General features: G+C 55.1%; 11 protein-coding genes and 1 tRNA gene. 7 read left to right on the forward strand and 5 right to left on the reverse strand.

The annotated features are described in order from the left end of the window. Positions 1-61 precede the first annotated feature (61 nt). The 3 genes from Abin_RS02170 to Abin_RS02180 all read right to left on the reverse strand — a co-directional run bounded on the left by Abin_RS02170 (position 62) and on the right by Abin_RS02180 (position 3949). Positions 62-2275 (reverse strand): TonB-dependent siderophore receptor, encoded by a 2214-nt coding sequence (locus Abin_RS02170; RefSeq protein WP_048844695.1) that lies wholly within the window; start codon positions 2273-2275, stop codon positions 62-64. A gap of 350 nt (positions 2276-2625) precedes the next feature. Further along, a tRNA-His gene (locus tag Abin_RS02175) sits at positions 2626-2701 on the reverse strand. A 75-nt stretch (positions 2702-2776) separates the two neighbouring features. Next, complete coding sequence (locus tag Abin_RS02180) at positions 2777-3949, reverse strand: aminotransferase (protein WP_048844696.1); 1173 nt, start codon at positions 3947-3949, stop codon at positions 2777-2779. A gap of 241 nt (positions 3950-4190) precedes the next feature. Between Abin_RS02180 and Abin_RS02185 the strand changes: the two genes are divergently transcribed. Further along, complete coding sequence (locus Abin_RS02185; RefSeq protein ID WP_006557470.1) at positions 4191-4529, forward strand: P-II family nitrogen regulator; 339 nt, start codon at positions 4191-4193, stop codon at positions 4527-4529. A gap of 113 nt (positions 4530-4642) precedes the next feature. Beyond that, positions 4643-6088: a type I glutamate--ammonia ligase gene (gene glnA / locus Abin_RS02190; protein ID WP_048844697.1), complete on the forward strand. Its 1446-nt coding sequence runs from the start codon at positions 4643-4645 to the stop codon at positions 6086-6088. Between the two features lie 83 nt (positions 6089-6171). Here glnA and Abin_RS02195 read toward each other — a convergent pair whose 3' ends face one another. Then, the gene (locus Abin_RS02195) at positions 6172-7326 is read right to left on the reverse strand and encodes an aldose epimerase family protein (protein ID WP_146867610.1); all 1155 of its coding nucleotides are present in this window, start codon (positions 7324-7326) and stop codon (positions 6172-6174) included. A gap of 282 nt (positions 7327-7608) precedes the next feature. After that, positions 7609-8973, reverse strand: a complete 1365-nt coding sequence (locus Abin_RS02200) for an 8-oxoguanine deaminase (RefSeq protein WP_084593402.1) — start codon at positions 8971-8973, stop codon at positions 7609-7611. 297 nt (positions 8974-9270) lie between these two features. Between Abin_RS02200 and Abin_RS02205 the strand changes: the two genes are divergently transcribed. The 5 genes from Abin_RS02205 to Abin_RS02225 all read left to right on the forward strand — a co-directional run bounded on the left by Abin_RS02205 (position 9271) and on the right by Abin_RS02225 (position 15374). Beyond that, positions 9271-11682, forward strand: coding sequence for a glucose/quinate/shikimate family membrane-bound PQQ-dependent dehydrogenase (locus Abin_RS02205; RefSeq protein WP_048844698.1), 2412 nt, complete (start codon positions 9271-9273; stop codon positions 11680-11682). Positions 11683-11774: 92 nt separating this feature from the next. Then, entirely contained in the window at positions 11775-12632 is an 858-nt protein-coding gene (locus Abin_RS02210; RefSeq protein ID WP_048844699.1) for an NmrA family NAD(P)-binding protein, read from the forward strand. Positions 12633-12696: 64 nt separating this feature from the next. Continuing rightward, complete coding sequence (locus Abin_RS02215) at positions 12697-14319, forward strand: ABC-F family ATP-binding cassette domain-containing protein (RefSeq protein WP_048844700.1); 1623 nt, start codon at positions 12697-12699, stop codon at positions 14317-14319. Between the two features lie 54 nt (positions 14320-14373). Continuing rightward, positions 14374-14649: a hypothetical protein gene (locus Abin_RS02220; RefSeq protein ID WP_048844701.1), complete on the forward strand. Its 276-nt coding sequence runs from the start codon at positions 14374-14376 to the stop codon at positions 14647-14649. Next, on the forward strand, positions 14649-15374 hold the full coding sequence (locus Abin_RS02225; protein WP_052948146.1) for a helix-turn-helix transcriptional regulator: 726 nt from the start codon (positions 14649-14651) through the stop codon (positions 15372-15374). Before Abin_RS02220 ends, Abin_RS02225 begins: the two co-directional genes overlap by 1 nt. The last annotated feature ends 65 nt before the right edge of the window (positions 15375-15439 follow it).

The following is a 15439-nucleotide window of genomic DNA, read 5'->3' on the forward strand; positions in this document are numbered from 1 at the left end:
GCTTTTTGAAGGGCATCAGGCTTCTTCAGTAGTCAAAAAACGAAGTTAGGATGGGTAAAGATCAGAAACTGTAATGCACAGCCCCGACAGCGGTACGGGCTGCCCCATACCAGCACCATCCTGTCACGGCGCAAGATGAGACATATTTGGTGTTCAGCACGTTGTTAACGTTAAGCTGAACGCTCAAATTACGTGTTGTGTGCGACAATGCGCCAAAATCGTAACTCATCATCAGGTCTGCCAGCGTGTAGGCGGGGGCTGCAAAGCGGGTATAGGCCGTTGCGCCGCTGATGGTGCTGGTGAACGCACCATCGCTGGGGCCTGTGTACCGCATGCCACCGCCGATGGTGAAGCCTCTCCACGGGCCGCGGGCAAATTTTGCCTGGTGGAAATCATAAGACAGGAAGGTAGAGGCCATCCATGTGGGCGCACCCAAAGCACGCGTACCCGTAACACCGGGTGCAGCGCTGCCATTAATCACACCCGCTGTTGCTGGGTTTCCTTTGTCGTAATCAGATTCCATGTAAGTCAGGGCCACGGTAAAGTTCAGGCCGGGAATAATTTCGCCGCGTCCTTCCGCCTCAACGCCGCGTGTGCGGACCTCGCCGCCCTGAATGGAGTTCAGTGGGTTGCTGGGGTCAGTAATCAGAGTATTCTGACGTGCCAGATCATACGCTGAAACCGTCAGGATGGTTTTTGTGCCTTTTGGTTGGTATTTCAGGCCAAATTCATATTGGCGGCCGGTAATCGGCTTGTAGGGCGTGCCATATATGTTTGCCCCCGTCTGCGGTTCAAACGACGTTGAGTAACTGAAATAGGGGGCCAAGCCAAAGCGGAAGGCATAAAGCGCACCGACGCGCCATGTCAGTTTGTTCTGGTTCAGGCGTGAAACGCTACCGCTGCTGGTGCTTTTTTGCTGGTACCAGTCATGCCGGATGCTTCCCATCAAATTCAGATTGCCGATTTCAATCTGGTCCTGACCATATGCACCGATTTGCTGTTGTGAAACGTCCGTTCTGGGGGCGTTTTTCACAAAATCGTTCCATTGATAGCCGTAAGTGGGATGATACAGATTCAGGTCTGGCACCCCGTTTGCGGCCCCTTGGGCAAAACGCATGCGATAATTGCCGTTATTGTCAAAATAGTCCTGCCCGGCCAGCACTGTATGACGCACAAAGCCAGTATGGAACTTGGCGGTGAAGCTGTTATCCAGTGTCAGGCCGCCGTAATTTTCATCACTGCCGCCGGCACCGCGTCGGACTGACTGCATGTCGGGGTTAAGGGAACTGAAATAGACCTGACGGTAGCTTTGCACCATGCGCTGATAGCGGAAGTTCGATTTGAAACTGAGGATATCATTAAAGCGATGGCGGATGAGGGTTGAGACGGACCCCTGTTTACGGTCAAAAATCTCATAATTAGGGTCACCATCATAGAAGTTTCGCGGCAACTGACCGTTGGGGTTGCGCAGAACAGACCCGATAGCCGGCACCCCACCGTATGATCCATTCTTGGGGTCGCGTTGGTAACTGCCAATGAAGGTAATGGATGTGTTTTCGTCTGGCACGTAGCTGACTTCTGGCGAGATATAATAACGTAAATTACGTGTCAGGCGTACGAAACCATCACTTTTTTCACCCCCACCAATCAGGCGGTAGAGAAAATGCTTTTTGGCATCCAGCGGGCCAGTCAGATCTGCATAACCGCGAATAAGATTGTAGTTGCCTGCTGAAAAATCGACCACGTTCTGCCGAACATCAAGCGGTGTCTTGCTGTTTTCGTTAATAAGGCCGCCGGGCGAGGAGTTACCATACAGCACCGAGGCCGGGCCTTTGATCACATCAACACTGTCAACGCGGTGAAAATCAAGCTGGGGGGTGCTGTAAACACCGCCAAGCAACCGCATGCCATCAAGAAACAGGGCAGGCGTAAAGCCGCGAATTGTCATCTGGTCATACCGGCCCACATTGCCACCACGCAGGTTGGTCATGGCCCCGGCAACATAGGTCAGTGCCTGATTAAGCGAGAGCGCATTGCGCTGCTGAAGCTCGGCATTGGTAATAACGGTAATGGTCTGTGGTGTGCGGATCAGCGGCGTATCCGTCTTGGTGCCTGCGCTGCTTTTTACAGCATTCCGATACCCCGTAACCGAGATTTCTTCATTCTTTTTCTTTGTTTTTGCAAGAACTTTTGCCGGTTTCTGTTCCGCGTGGACAGAAGGAGAGGAGAGTGCGAGCAGTGTGCAACTGCACAGCAAGACAAAACGCGGAGTCATTGATGTCACCAAATATGATAATGATTCGCAAAATCGTTTAGAGAGAGTGCGAGTTGCTCGCAACTGGTGAAATCAACCGTGTGTCATTCTCAACACAATCCTAGAATAAAAGCAGGCTGATTTATGTATTTATTTTCATGATGTTCAGCATCATCGGCGCAGCAGAGAAGGCTGAACGGCAAGCGGCTGATCATAATGCCTAAAATCAATAATCTCACGGGCAGAAGGACGCCGCGTTGCCGAAGAGAACAACGAAAGCACTCTCCGGCTTAGGGCCAGATACAGCTATGCTTGCACAGGATAAGTTAGCGTTACCGCTACTAGGATTTAATTTTTGGGAGATTAAAAGCTGGGGCGAACGACGGGGATCGAACCCGCGACAACCGGTACCACAAACCGGCGCTCTACCAACTGAGCTACGTCCGCCACACAGCTAGGGGTCGTTTAGAGAAGAGACGCTGGCCCGTCAATGCAAGAGTGAGGGGCAAACGCAAAAAAGTTTCAACCACGGTTACGCCAGGCGGCAATCCGGCCTACGGCGTCCCGCAAAACGCTTTCCTGTTTGCAAAAAGCGAAGCGCAGCAAATGCGTGGGGGGAGTCCCGTTACTGGCTTCGTAGAAGGCTGAAGCCGGAATGGTTGTCACGCCTGCTTTCTCGGTCAGCAGACGGGCAAATGCCATGTCATCCAACCCGTTGGCCAAGGGGGTGATGTCCGCCATGACAAAATAGCTACCATGGCAGGGGAGCACGTCTAACCCGACACTCCGCAGGCCATCAGACAGAATATCGCGTTTACGCGCCATATCTGCGGCGAGGTCTGCAAAATAGGATTCGTCTTTGTCTAGCCCATAGGCAACAGCACGTTGAAGGTTGGGGGCTGTGGCAAAAACCAGATTCTGATGGGCTTTTGCGATGACCTCGGCCAGCGGAGTAGGGGCTGTGATATAACCGACTTTCCACCCCGTCAGGGAAAAGCTTTTGCCTGCACTGCCTATGCGCACACAGCGGTCGCGCATGTCTGGCAACGCCATAAGCGAAACATGGGGCGTATTGAACGTCAGGTGTTCGTACACTTCATCACACACGGCGTACACGTCATGCTGCTTTACAAGCGATGCGATGAAATCCAGTTCGTCTTGTGAAAAGACTTTGCCCGTGGGGTTCATGGGGGTGTTGAGCAGAATGGCTTTGGTGCGGTCTGAAAAAGCCTCTGCCAGTGCCTGCCGTGGCAATGTCCAGCCCGGATGCTCCAGCCGGACCATGCGTGGCACGCCGCCTAGCTGGCGAACCATGGGCAGATAAGTGTCATAAAGCGGTTCAATCAGCACCACTTCGTCACCCGGTTCAATCAGCGCCATCAGAGAAGCCGCGAGGGCTTCTGTCGCCCCCGATGTCACGATGACTTCAGAATCGGGGTTGATGGCGAGTCCCTGAAACCGGGCGTTTGAACGGGCAACAGCCTGACGCAGTGCGGGCAGGCCGGTAAGGGGGGCGTATTGGTTGCGGTTATCAAGCAGGGCGTCTGCCGCGGCCTGCACCATGTCGTGCGGGCCTTCCGTGTCCGGGAAACCCTGGCCAAGGTTAATGGCCCCGTGTTTACGGGCCAATTCAGACATGACGGTAAAAATTGTCGTGGGTAGCGCCGCCAAGTGTCGGTTTAGCGGTTTTGTCATGTCTGGGTTCCTTATTCGGGAAAGAGGGCGAAAACCTTGAAAAACAGGCAAAAAACAACCGGCAACCGTCAGCAATCAATGCTTTATCGATACTATTTCACATCTGCCCGATTGCTCATGCGGCCAACCCGTGCAAGTTTGGACGCGTTCGGCTTGAGCGTCCATGCCCTGCGGGGTAAGGCAACGGTAGAGACGGGCCCCTCTAAAACAGGGTACAGCAGTGATATATTGATGACGTGACATGAGAAAGATCGAGGCCATCATAAAGCCGTTCAAGCTGGATGAAGTGAAGGAAGCCCTTCATGAACTCGGCCTGCAGGGCATTACCGTGATCGAAGCCAAGGGCTTTGGCCGGCAGAAAGGGCACACGGAACTGTATCGTGGCGCGGAATATATTGTTGATTTTCTGCCCAAGATGAAAATTGAGGTTGTCTGCCCCGCCAGTCTGGTGGAACGGGCGGTTGAGGCGATATCTGCCGCAGCCCGGACCGGACGAATCGGGGATGGCAAGATCTTTATCCTTCCGGTGGAAGACGTGGTGCGAATCCGCACGGGGGAAAGAGGGGAAGATGCTATCTGACAGCGCCGTCGGCCCATCAGGGCCAGACTGCGCGGCAGAGCATGGCACGCGTTTGATAATCCTAGCTGTGCCGGAAGAGTTCCGGTGCGCAACAGGTTGTAGGTGAAGAGAGAATGGTGAAGAAAACAACGTCTGCGGGCGACGCCAAAGCCGCAGCAATTGCCAAAGTATTCGACCTGATTCAGGAGAATTCGGTCGAACTGGTTGACCTGCGCTTTACTGACCCGCGCGGTAAATGGCACCACACTGCGCAGTACGTCACCACGATTGAAGAAGATACCTTCACCGAAGGCTTCATGTTTGACGGCTCTTCCATTGATGGCTGGAAAGCAATCAATGAAAGCGACATGGTTCTGCTGCCAGACGCAGAAACCGCTGTCATGGACCCGTTTTCTGCCCGTCCGCAGTTGATCCTGTTCTGTGATATTATCGAGCCTTCAACCGGGCAGCCCTATAACCGTGACCCACGTTCTACCGCCAAGCTGGCAGAACAGTATCTGAAGTCTACCGGTCTGGGTGATACCGCGTTCTTTGGCCCGGAAGCTGAATTCTTCATTTTTGACAGCGTGCGTTTCGGCACTGGCCCGAACTTTGGCACCTATCAGCTCGACAGCATCGAAGGCCCCGGCGCATCCCTGAAGGATTATCCGGAAGGCAATATGGGCCACCGTCCGGGTGTTAAAGGTGGTTACTTCCCAGTGCCGCCAGTAGACAGCGAAGCAGACCTGCGCGCTGAAATGCTGGCAACCATGGGCGAAATGGGCCTGCCGATTGAAAAGCACCACCACGAAGTGGCGCAGTCTCAGCACGAACTGGGCACCAAGTTTGATACGCTGGTCCGTTCTGCCGACTTCATGCAGATTTACAAATACTGTGTGCACAACGTTGCCCAGTCTTACGGCAAGACGGCAACTTTCATGCCGAAGCCTATCTATGGCGATAACGGTTCTGGCATGCATGTTCACCAGTCTATCTGGAAAGAAGGCAAGCCGACATTCGCTGGTAACGGTTATGCAGACCTGTCTGACACCGCACTGTATTACATTGGCGGTATCATTAAGCATGCAAAGGCGCTGAACGCCTTCACCAACCCGTCAACCAATTCCTACAAGCGTCTGATTCCGGGTTTTGAAGCGCCCGTGCTGCTGGCATATTCTGCCCGCAACCGTTCTGCTTCCTGCCGTATTCCGTACGCAACCAGCCCCAAGGCAAAGCGTGTTGAAGTCCGCTTCCCGGACCCGACAGCTAACCCTTACCTGTCTTTCGCCGCCATGCTGATGGCTGGTCTGGACGGCATCAAGAACAAGATCCACCCCGGCGATGCGATGGACAAGGATCTGTATGACCTGCCGCCAGAAGAACTGAAGCAGATCCCGACTGTTGCCGGGTCCCTGCGTGAAGCTCTGGAAGCTTTGCAGGCTGATCATGAATTCCTTCTGGCTGGTGGCGTGTTCACCAAGGACCAGATTGAAAGCTACATCAACGTCAAATGGGCAGACGTGTATCGCTTCGAACACACGCCGCACCCGGTTGAGTTTGAAATGTACTATTCTGTCTGATCTACCTTTTCAGGTATCAGAAAAATAGAAACGGGGCCTTCTTCGGAAGGCCCCGTTTTTTTGTGCTGTCAGGATAGAAACCGTTATTGCGTGGCGGCTGCGCCTGTAACCCCAAACTGAAATGTGGTGGTGTGATCAAACGCCTCACCGGGACGCAGGGTGGTGGTCGGGAAGGCTGGGTGATTAGGGGAATCTGGATAATGCTGCGTTTCAAGCGCAATGGCGTCGGTTTGCCGGTAAGCGTGTCCAGACGGGCCAGCATACGTCCCATCGAGCGAGTTTGAGGTATAAACCTGTATCCCCGGCTGGGTGGTTGAGACGGAAAGAGTGCGGCCAGAAGCGGGGTCAGTCACAGTAGCGGCAAGGCGCTGCGTCCTGCCGTCATAGCCGTTTATAATCCAGTTATGGTCATAGCCACGGCCAATCAGCATCTGGGGATGATTGTCCCGCAGACGCTCACCAATACGGTGCGGGGTGCGGAAATCAAGGGGGGTTGAACCAACGGGGGCAATCTGCCCTGTGGGAATGGCCGCGTGATCAACCGGCGTGAAGGTATCAGCGTTGATTTGCAGCGTATGGTTTTCGATAGAGCCAGAGCCTTCGCCACCAAGATTGAAGTAGCTGTGGTTGGTCAGGTTTAACACCGTGGGGCGGTCAGTCGTGGCGCGATAGCGGATGCTCAACCGGTTGCTGTCATCAAGAACGTAATCAACTGTCACATGGAGTGTGCCGGGAAAGCCTTCTTCCCCGTCGGGGCTGGTCAGTGTCAGTTCCGCGCCAACAGCATGGGATAGGCCAGACAGCTTGCGCACCTGCCAGATTTTCTTGTCAAACCCGACCAGGCCACCGTGCAGCGTGTTGGGTGGATTATTGACGGTGGTATGGATTGTCTGCCCATCAAGCACAAATGTGCCGTTTGCCAGCCGATTGGCGTACCGCCCAATCAAGGCACCGAAATAGATATTGGCATGGGCACTGTCTGTTTCGTAACCATCCAGTTTGGCAAAGCCGAGCACCACATTGGCAACACGCCCGTTGCGGTCTGGCACATTGATTGCGGTGATAATACCACCATAAGACAGAAATTGAACGCTCATGCCGTTGGCATTGCGCAGAGTATAGCGCTGCACTTTCTGCCCGCTTGAAAGCGTGCCGAAAGCTTTGCTGTCAAAAGCGCGGGCTGACGCATCAGGTGTGGAAATCATCATGCAGGCCGCCAGTGCTCCCAAGCTGATCATGCTGCGTGCCAACAGGCTGCGCCCGCTTCGTGCCAGAGTATAAGCGGGCCGGGGCATGGGGGCAGCAAAAGAACGCGTCATGTAAACACTTACCTCTCAAATCAGTTCTGCCGACAAAACGCATAAAAGGCCGGTTCTGTTCAGAATAAGAGCGTGCTTATGAAGGTTCTGGCTGATTTGTGAACATATCAGGCAAAAAGGTGGCGTTTTCTTCACTATTCCTGATGATGAATCATGTCGCCCTTATTCAGCACGAGGGTAATATCGGTCCTTACCGTCGTGTTACGCTTTTTCCAGAAGCGTACGGGCTAAGGCATTGTGCTTTTCGGCTAGAACAAAAGGGTCGTGCTTTGTAAACTGACCATCCCGAATCAGAATACGGCCGTTTACAATAGAATAGGCCACGCGCTGCGGTGTGCAGAACAGCAGAGCTGCTACCGGATCAGACTGCGCCCCGGCATAATCAATGCCACGAAGATCAAAGGCCACAATATCTGCCGCCATGCCGGGGGTAAGGTGTCCGATATCGTTGCGCCCCAGAACAGCAGCGCCCCCGCGTGTTGCCAGTTCAAGCACCTCGCGCGCCTGCATCATGGGCTGGTTGGATTGGGGTGGTACCAGTCGGCCCAGCAGCATGGCCTGACGGGCTTCCCCCAGCATATGGCTTCCGTCGTTTGAAGCTGAACCATCCACCCCCAGCCCAACGCGCATACCCGCCGCCGCCATTCGCCGTACGGGGGCAATGCCAGACCCCAGACGCATGTTAGAGCACGGGCAATGCGCCATACCTGTCTGTGTTGCGCCAAAACGGCGGATGCCTGCGTCATCCAGTTTGACGCAGTGTGCATGCCAGACGTCAGCACCGACCCACCCCGTATCCTCGGCATATTCGGCGGGCGTCATGTTGAAGGTCTGACGGCTGTAGGTGATGTCACTATCGTTTTCTGCCAGATGGGTGTGCAGCATGGTGCCTGTGGCGCGGGCTAACGCAGCAGCTTCACGCATCAAGTCGCGACTGACCGAAAAAGGCGAACACGGAGCCACCACTACGCGCTGCATCGCCAGAGGCGCGGGGTCATGGAAGGCTTCGATAACCCGTTGCGTGTCCTTCAGAATAGCAGTTTCCTGCTCTACAACACTATCGGGGGGCAGGCCGCCTTTGCTTTCTCCAACACTCATGGAGCCTCGGGCTGCGTGAAACCGCATCCCCATTTCGGTTGCGGCTTCAATCTGGTCGTCCAGCCTGATGCCATTGGGGAACAGATAAAGATGATCACTGGTTGTCGTGCAGCCAGACCACAGCAGTTCCGTCATGGCTGTGCAGGTTGAAACACGGATCATTTCTGGCGTCAGGCCCGCCCAGATAGGATAGAGGGCCTGTAACCACCCGAATAAAGAGGAATCCTGTGCCGCAGGGATAACGCGCGTCAGGGTCTGGTACATATGGTGGTGTGTATTCACCATGCCGGGCATGACAACGTGGCCCGTCATATCCAGCACCTCATCTGCGTCGGGCAGGGGAGTGTCTGCTGTGCCAATGGCCGCAACCTGTCGGCCTTTTACCAGTACCCAGCCTCCTGCCAGTTCGTCACGATGGTCGTTCATGGTTACCAGACGCAGGGCATTTTTCAGCAGAAGGGTGCGCATCGGTCTCTCTTTGACACGTCAGGGAAAGAATAAGGTGTTTGGCTATTCTAACAGGTCGCTCGGGTAACGGAAAACCCGTGTGGAACAGTCAGCAAGTTTCGACGTTTGGGCTCATTGCGGTCTGTCCATTTATTTGATTTCCGAAAGAAAAAAGAAGCCTTGATCAAACCGGAACATCCGGCGCAACCAGCCTTGTCTGACTGATAGCGCCTGAATTTTCCGGGACAATCATGCGGTTTCCTTATAAAGTGGACCATCCTTGTCGATATTTCTGTCTAACAGCCAGGGTTCATTTGCATGACGCCACCTTCTTCCCGGTCCGGGGTGTTTCTTAACGTGATCATCGCGATCTTTGTTCTGCTGGGGCTGTACCTGGCGGGCGGTGGCGCATGGCTGGCGATGCTTGGCGGGTCATGGTTCTATCTGTTCAGCGGTATTGTTCTGCTTGTTGTGGCCGTCATGCTGCTGAAACGCTGGCGCGAGGCCCTGTGGGTGTATGCAGCTCTTGTGTTTGCAACGCTCGTCTGGGCAGTCGCGGAATCCGGGTTTGATTTCTGGGCGTTGGCACCGCGTGGTGACGTGATTCTGCCCCTTGGCCTGTTGCTTTTGCTGCCTGTGGTGTCACGTGCTCTTTTGCCCGCAAAACCCCTTAACAGCCTGCCGCTGGCAGCCGGGATTGTTGCAGGGCTGGGTGTTTATGGCTTTGCCCTGACGCAAGACCCGCAGGATGTTTCTGGTACGTTGCCAAGTGTAGCGCAGCAGGGTGCCCCGGTAACACCGGGGGATGTGGCAGAAGCCGCAGCGGGCGACTGGCCTGCTTATGGGCGCACGCAGTTTGGCAACCGCTATTCACCACTGGCGCAGATTAGCCCGGCTAATGTGAAGAACCTGAAGGTGGCATGGGTTTTCCGTACCCATGACCTGAAAACCCCAAATGACCCCGGCGAAATTACCGACGAAGTCACGCCAATCAAAATTCGGGATACCCTCTATCTTTGCTCGCCGCACCAAATCGTCTTTGCGCTTGATGCTGCAACGGGCAAGGAAAAGTGGAAGTATGACCCAAAGCTGAAATACAACCCCAGCTTTCAGCACATGACCTGCCGTGGTGTTTCCTATGCTGAAGCGCACGAAGGCGACGTAACAGCTGATGGCTCTCCGGTGCCGACAGATGATTGCGCACGCCGTATTTTTCTGCCCACCAATGATGGCCGCCTGATCGCGCTGAATGCGGAGACAGGGGAAGCCTGTCACGCTTTTGGGAAAGAAGGCGCGGTTGATCTGTCTGACGGAATGCCCATGCGCGAGCTTGGGTTTTACGAACCCACATCGCCCCCCGTTGTTACCGGCAAGGTTGTGATTGTATCGGGCGCGGTGACGGATAACTATTCCACGCACGAACCATCAGGTGTTACGCGGGCGTATGACCTTTATACGGGCCGTCTGGTCTGGGCTTTTGATACGGGAAATCCCAACCCGAACGAACTGCCATCTGACACGCACCATTATGTGCCCAATTCTCCCAATTCATGGATCACGTCAGCTTACGATGCCAAACTGAACCTGATTTATATCCCCACCGGTGTTGCAACGCCTGATATCTGGGGTGGCCACCGATCGGAAGATCAGGAACGCTATGCATCCGGCATTCTGGCCCTGAATGCCGACACGGGTGAAAAAGTCTGGTTTTATCAGACTGTGCATCATGATCTGTGGGATATGGATATTCCGTCTCAGCCCAGTCTGGTGGATATCCGGCAGAAGGATGGGTCTGTTGTGCCTGCGCTGTATGCGCCAGCCAAAACCGGCAACATCTTTGTGCTTGATCGGCGGAATGGACATCTGATTGTGCCTGCGCCAGAAACACCGGTACCGCAGGGGGCCGCACCGGGCGACCGTGTGGCCGCAACGCAGCCGTATTCTCAGTTGACGTTCCGCCCCAAGAAAAACCTGACAGATGCGGATATGTGGGGTGGCACCATGCTTGACCAGATGGTGTGCCGAATCATGTTCAAGAAAATGCGGTACGAGGGGCCATTCACGCCACCGTCCTTGCAGGGCACATTGGTGTTCCCGGGTAATCTGGGCATGTTCGAATGGGGTGGTCTGGCTGTAGACCCCGTGCGTCAGGTGGCGTTTGCTAACCCGATTGCCATTCCGTTTGTTTCCAAACTGATCCCACGCGGTCCCGGCAACCCTGCGCAGCCAGACCCAAAAGCTGGTCCTTCCGGGTCAGAAAGTGGTGTGCAGCCGCAATACGGCACACCATATGGGGTTGACCTGCATGCCTTCCTGTCACCGCTGGGTATTCCGTGCAAACAGCCGGGCTGGGGCTATGTGGCCGGTATTGACCTGAAAACCAACCGGATTATGTGGATGCACCGTAACGGCACCGTGCGTGATAGTTCACCGCTGCCATTGCCATTCAAGGTTGGTATTCCGTCTCTGGGTGGGCCGCTGACAACAGCAGGTGGTGTGGCCTTCCTGACATCTACGGCTGATTATTATATCCGGGCCTATGATGTGACGACAGGCAAGCAACTGTGGCAGGACCGTCTGCCTGCGGGTGGTCAGTCCACCCCAATGACGTATGAAGCCAACGGCCGCCAGTTTGTGGTGACGGTTGATGGCGGGCATGGGTCTTTTGGCACCAAGCTGGGTGATTACATTGTGGCGTATGCTCTGCCAGACGGTGCAACCAAGCAGTAATACTCAGTCATTTTTAATGTCGGGGCGAGTAGGGAAACCTGCTCGCCTTTTTTTATTTCGGCGTAATGTTTGCGTGGTGGAAGGACAAAGGAATGTATGTGGTTCTTGGTGCAACAGGGCATGTGGGCAGTATTGTTGCGGATCAGTTGCTGGACGCCCAGTGCCCCGTAACTATTGTGACCCGTAGCAGAGAAAAAGCGGCGCTATGGCAGCGGAAAGGAGCCGTAGCCGCAGTGGCGGGTATTTACGACCCCGCTGCGCTTGAAGATGTTTTTCGCAAAGCATCGCGCGTTTTTCTGCTCAACCCGCCTGCACCGGTATCGGAAGATACCGATACGGTTGAGCGCCAGTCGGTCCATGCCATTCTGGCTGCATTAAAGGGCGTTCAGCTTGAAAAAATTGTTGTTCAATCAACATACGGCGCACAACCTGGCCCGCATTGTGGGGATCTGGGTGTTCTGTATGAACTTGAGGAAGGTGTGCGGAGTCTAGGCGTGCCAAGCTGCTCTTTGCGGGCGGCTTATTACATGAGCAACTGGGTTTCTTCCGCAAAACAGGTGCGTGAGACAGGAGAATTTTCCACACTATTGCCCGTCGGGCTGAAAGTGCCGATGGTTGCACCACAGGATGTCGGGGCGCTGGCCGCAAGACTGCTGATGTCAGAGGTCACAGAAACAGGTCTTTATGCGTGTGAAGGGCCAAGCCTGTATGCGCCGCAGGATGTTGCCACAGTTCTTGGGCGCGTAGTGGGTCGCCCCGTATCGGTCCGTGAAATCCCGTCGGCTGACTGGCTGGCTTATTATCGTGAAAACGGTTTTTCCGAACAGGCAGCGCAGTCTTATGCACACATGACCAAACTGTTCATAAGCCAGCCCCACGAACAGGCAGGGATACGTTGCAAGGGTTCAACAGGGCTGGAGGCGTATTTTAAGGGCGTGTTTGGGGCGTGATACGGTTTACCTTTCAGGCCGGTTAGGGGTAAGTGCCCACAACGACCCACCCACGAGGACCAGCATGATCCGTCTTGACACCATCAGTAAGCATAATGGCCAGCGCCTGATTTTTATTGAAGCTTCGGCCGCGTTGCAAAAAGGCGAAAAGATCGGGCTGGTGGGGCCGAATGGGGCGGGGAAATCAACCCTGTTCCGCATGATAACCAAGCAGGACGAGCCCGATGAAGGGCAGGTGCTGATTGACCGTGGGGTCAGTATTGGCTTCTTCAGTCAGGACGTGGGGGAAATGCAAGGCCGGACTGCCGTGGCGGAAGTCATGGATGGGGCAGGGCCGGTGGCGGAGGTCGCAGCGGAACTTTCAGAGCTGGAAGCCGCCATGGCGGACCCGGAACAGTTTGATCAGCTTGACACCATTATCGAGCGCTTTGGCGAAGTTCAGGCCCGGTTTGAAGATTTAGGCGGTTACGCGCTTGAGGGCAAAGCCCGCGAAGTGTTGCATGGTCTTGGCTTCAGTCAGGAAATGATGGACGGAGACGTTGGCAAACTTTCCGGCGGGTGGAAAATGCGTGTCGCACTGGGCCGTATTCTGTTGATGCGCCCGGACGTTATGCTGCTGGATGAACCAAGCAACCATCTTGATCTTGAAAGTCTGATCTGGCTTGAACAGTTTCTGGCCGGTTATGATGGCGCGTTGCTTATGACATCGCATGACCGTGCCTTCATGAACCGTATCATCAACAAGGTGATTGAAATTGATGGCGGAAATCTAAACAGTTTTTCCGGTGATTATGAATTTTATGAACAGCAACGCGCCCTGAACGAAAAACAGCAGCAGGCGCAGTTTGAACGTCAGCAGGCCATGCTGGCGAAGGAAGTCAGTTTTATAGAACGCTTCAAAGCCCGTGCATCTCATGCGGCACAGGTGCAAAGCCGGGTCAAAAAACTGGAAAAAATTGACAGGGTTGAGCCCCCCAAGCGTCGACAGGCCCTCAGTTTCGATTTTCCCCCGGCTCCCCGGTCTGGGGACATTGTGGCCAACTTTCAGGGCGTGGATAAAAGCTATGGCAGCCGGGTAATTTATAAAGGGCTTGATCTGCTGATCCGCCGGGGTGAGCGCTGCTGTATTCTGGGCGTCAACGGGGCGGGTAAGTCAACGCTGTTGAAGCTGGTAGCGGGCACGACAAAACCGGATGCAGGCACTGTCACTGTCGGCAGCAATGTGAAGATGGGATATTTCGCCCAGCATGCCATGGATCTGCTGGATGGTGATCTGACCATTTTTGAAACGCTGGAGCGGGCTTTCCCCCTAGCCAATCAGGGTGCGTTACGGACGCTGGCTGGTGGTTTTGGCTTCTCGGGTGATGAAATTGAAAAAGTCTGTCGTGTGCTGTCGGGTGGTGAAAAGGCGCGGCTGGTTATGGCATTGATGCTGTATGACCCACCGAATTTTCTGGTGCTGGACGAACCGACCAACCATCTGGACATGGCCACAAAGGAAATGTTGATTACCGCGCTGTCGAATTACGAAGGCACAATGCTGTTTGTCTCGCATGACCGGCACTTTCTGGCAGCGCTTTCAAACCGGGTTCTGGAAATCACGCCGGAGGGTATTCACCAGTATGGCGGCGGCTACACGGAATATGTGGCCCGCACCGGGCAGGAGGCACCGGGGCTGCATGCCTGAAAGCGCCCATTTCTTTTCTTGCATCTGCCCGGCCAAAGGATGATCTTGGCGGGAATGTGGAACGAACCCTACCTTGAAACCTGTTGCCGTTCTGCCCTGCACCGGCTGTGTCTGGCTGGTGCGTTGGGCCGCCCAACAGGGCTGCGTGATGATCCGTGCCTGAAGCGGATGACGGAAATGGGTTTTGTCAGTCAAATTCCCCAGCAGGACGGGCAAAGTCGTTTTTTTGTGACAGATGAGGGTAAAGCCCGTCACGCCAGTGAAGTGCTGAAAATTGCTCAGGCTTTACCTGGGAAGCACACACACCATAAAGCCGCCGTATCAGGCTAATGATTCGGCCAGAAGAACTCTGGCAGGCGCTGGATGCTCTGGCGCTTGAACGCGGGCTGACGCCATCTGGGCTGGCCCGTGCGGCGGGGCTTGATGCCACAACATTTAATCCATCCCGCAGGGTCGGGGGAGATGGGGCCTTGCGATGGCCCGCCATGAGCAGCCTGCTGCGGGCTCTGGCTGTTTTGCAGACTCCGTTGGGCATTTTTGCCGCCCAGCTTGAAGGGGGGCTGGGGATGACAGAAGGGCTGCAAACCGCCCGCCGCACGCGGAGCCTGCCGCTGTCCCGCCTGAAGGGGTATGGTCTGTTTGATCTTTCTGGCCACCCCACAGGTATGGAGTGGGAGGATGCTGTCTTACCCGGTGCCGTGCCCCAAGGTGCGTATGCCGTGCGTGTTGATACAGACCGGCTGGAACCCGTGATGCGCGATGGCAGTTCCCTGATTGTTATGCCCGACCTGCACTTGCGTTGGTCAGATCGGGTTGTGATGTGCCGCCCGGATGCAGAGGCTGTGGTGGGACTATGGGATGGTCTGGAGCCGCCGGGGGTTGTTCCTTTCGATCAGGTCTCGCCTATATCGGAAGCGGTGCCGCACGCATCTGTGGCTGACCCGTCTGACCCCAACCAAAAGGCAGATAGAGCGGTTTCTGTTGATCAGCGCATACTGGTGCCGCAGGGGGCGGAGGGAGTGTGGATTCATCGCATCATCATGGTCACGGTGTAGGGCTGTCTGCCGAAATGAAGGCGTGAGAACGGCGTTCCTGCAGGGGGTAAAGGCAGGGGAGGAGC

The sequence above is a fragment of the Acetobacter indonesiensis genome, from assembly GCF_000963945.1.
In the GTDB taxonomy this organism is placed as follows: domain Bacteria; phylum Pseudomonadota; class Alphaproteobacteria; order Acetobacterales; family Acetobacteraceae; genus Acetobacter; species Acetobacter indonesiensis.

What these genes read in the sequence shown, in the direction of transcription:
- Abin_RS02170 (WP_048844695.1), bottom strand. Translation starts at nt 2,275, where the DNA reads ATGACTCCGCGTTTTGTCTTGCTGTGCAGTTGCACACTGCTCGCACTC.
- Abin_RS02180 (WP_048844696.1), bottom strand. Translation starts at nt 3,949, where the DNA reads ATGACAAAACCGCTAAACCGACACTTGGCGGCGCTACCCACGACAATT.
- Abin_RS02185 (WP_006557470.1), top strand. Translation starts at nt 4,191, where the DNA reads ATGAGAAAGATCGAGGCCATCATAAAGCCGTTCAAGCTGGATGAAGTG.
- glnA (WP_048844697.1), top strand. Translation starts at nt 4,643, where the DNA reads ATGGTGAAGAAAACAACGTCTGCGGGCGACGCCAAAGCCGCAGCAATT.
- Abin_RS02195 (WP_146867610.1), bottom strand. Translation starts at nt 7,326, where the DNA reads ATGATCAGCTTGGGAGCACTGGCGGCCTGCATGATGATTTCCACACCT.
- Abin_RS02200 (WP_084593402.1), bottom strand. Translation starts at nt 8,973, where the DNA reads ATGCGCACCCTTCTGCTGAAAAATGCCCTGCGTCTGGTAACCATGAAC.
- Abin_RS02205 (WP_048844698.1), top strand. Translation starts at nt 9,271, where the DNA reads ATGACGCCACCTTCTTCCCGGTCCGGGGTGTTTCTTAACGTGATCATC.
- Abin_RS02210 (WP_048844699.1), top strand. Translation starts at nt 11,775, where the DNA reads ATGTATGTGGTTCTTGGTGCAACAGGGCATGTGGGCAGTATTGTTGCG.
- Abin_RS02215 (WP_048844700.1), top strand. Translation starts at nt 12,697, where the DNA reads ATGATCCGTCTTGACACCATCAGTAAGCATAATGGCCAGCGCCTGATT.
- Abin_RS02220 (WP_048844701.1), top strand. Translation starts at nt 14,374, where the DNA reads ATGTGGAACGAACCCTACCTTGAAACCTGTTGCCGTTCTGCCCTGCAC.
- Abin_RS02225 (WP_052948146.1), top strand. Translation starts at nt 14,649, where the DNA reads ATGATTCGGCCAGAAGAACTCTGGCAGGCGCTGGATGCTCTGGCGCTT.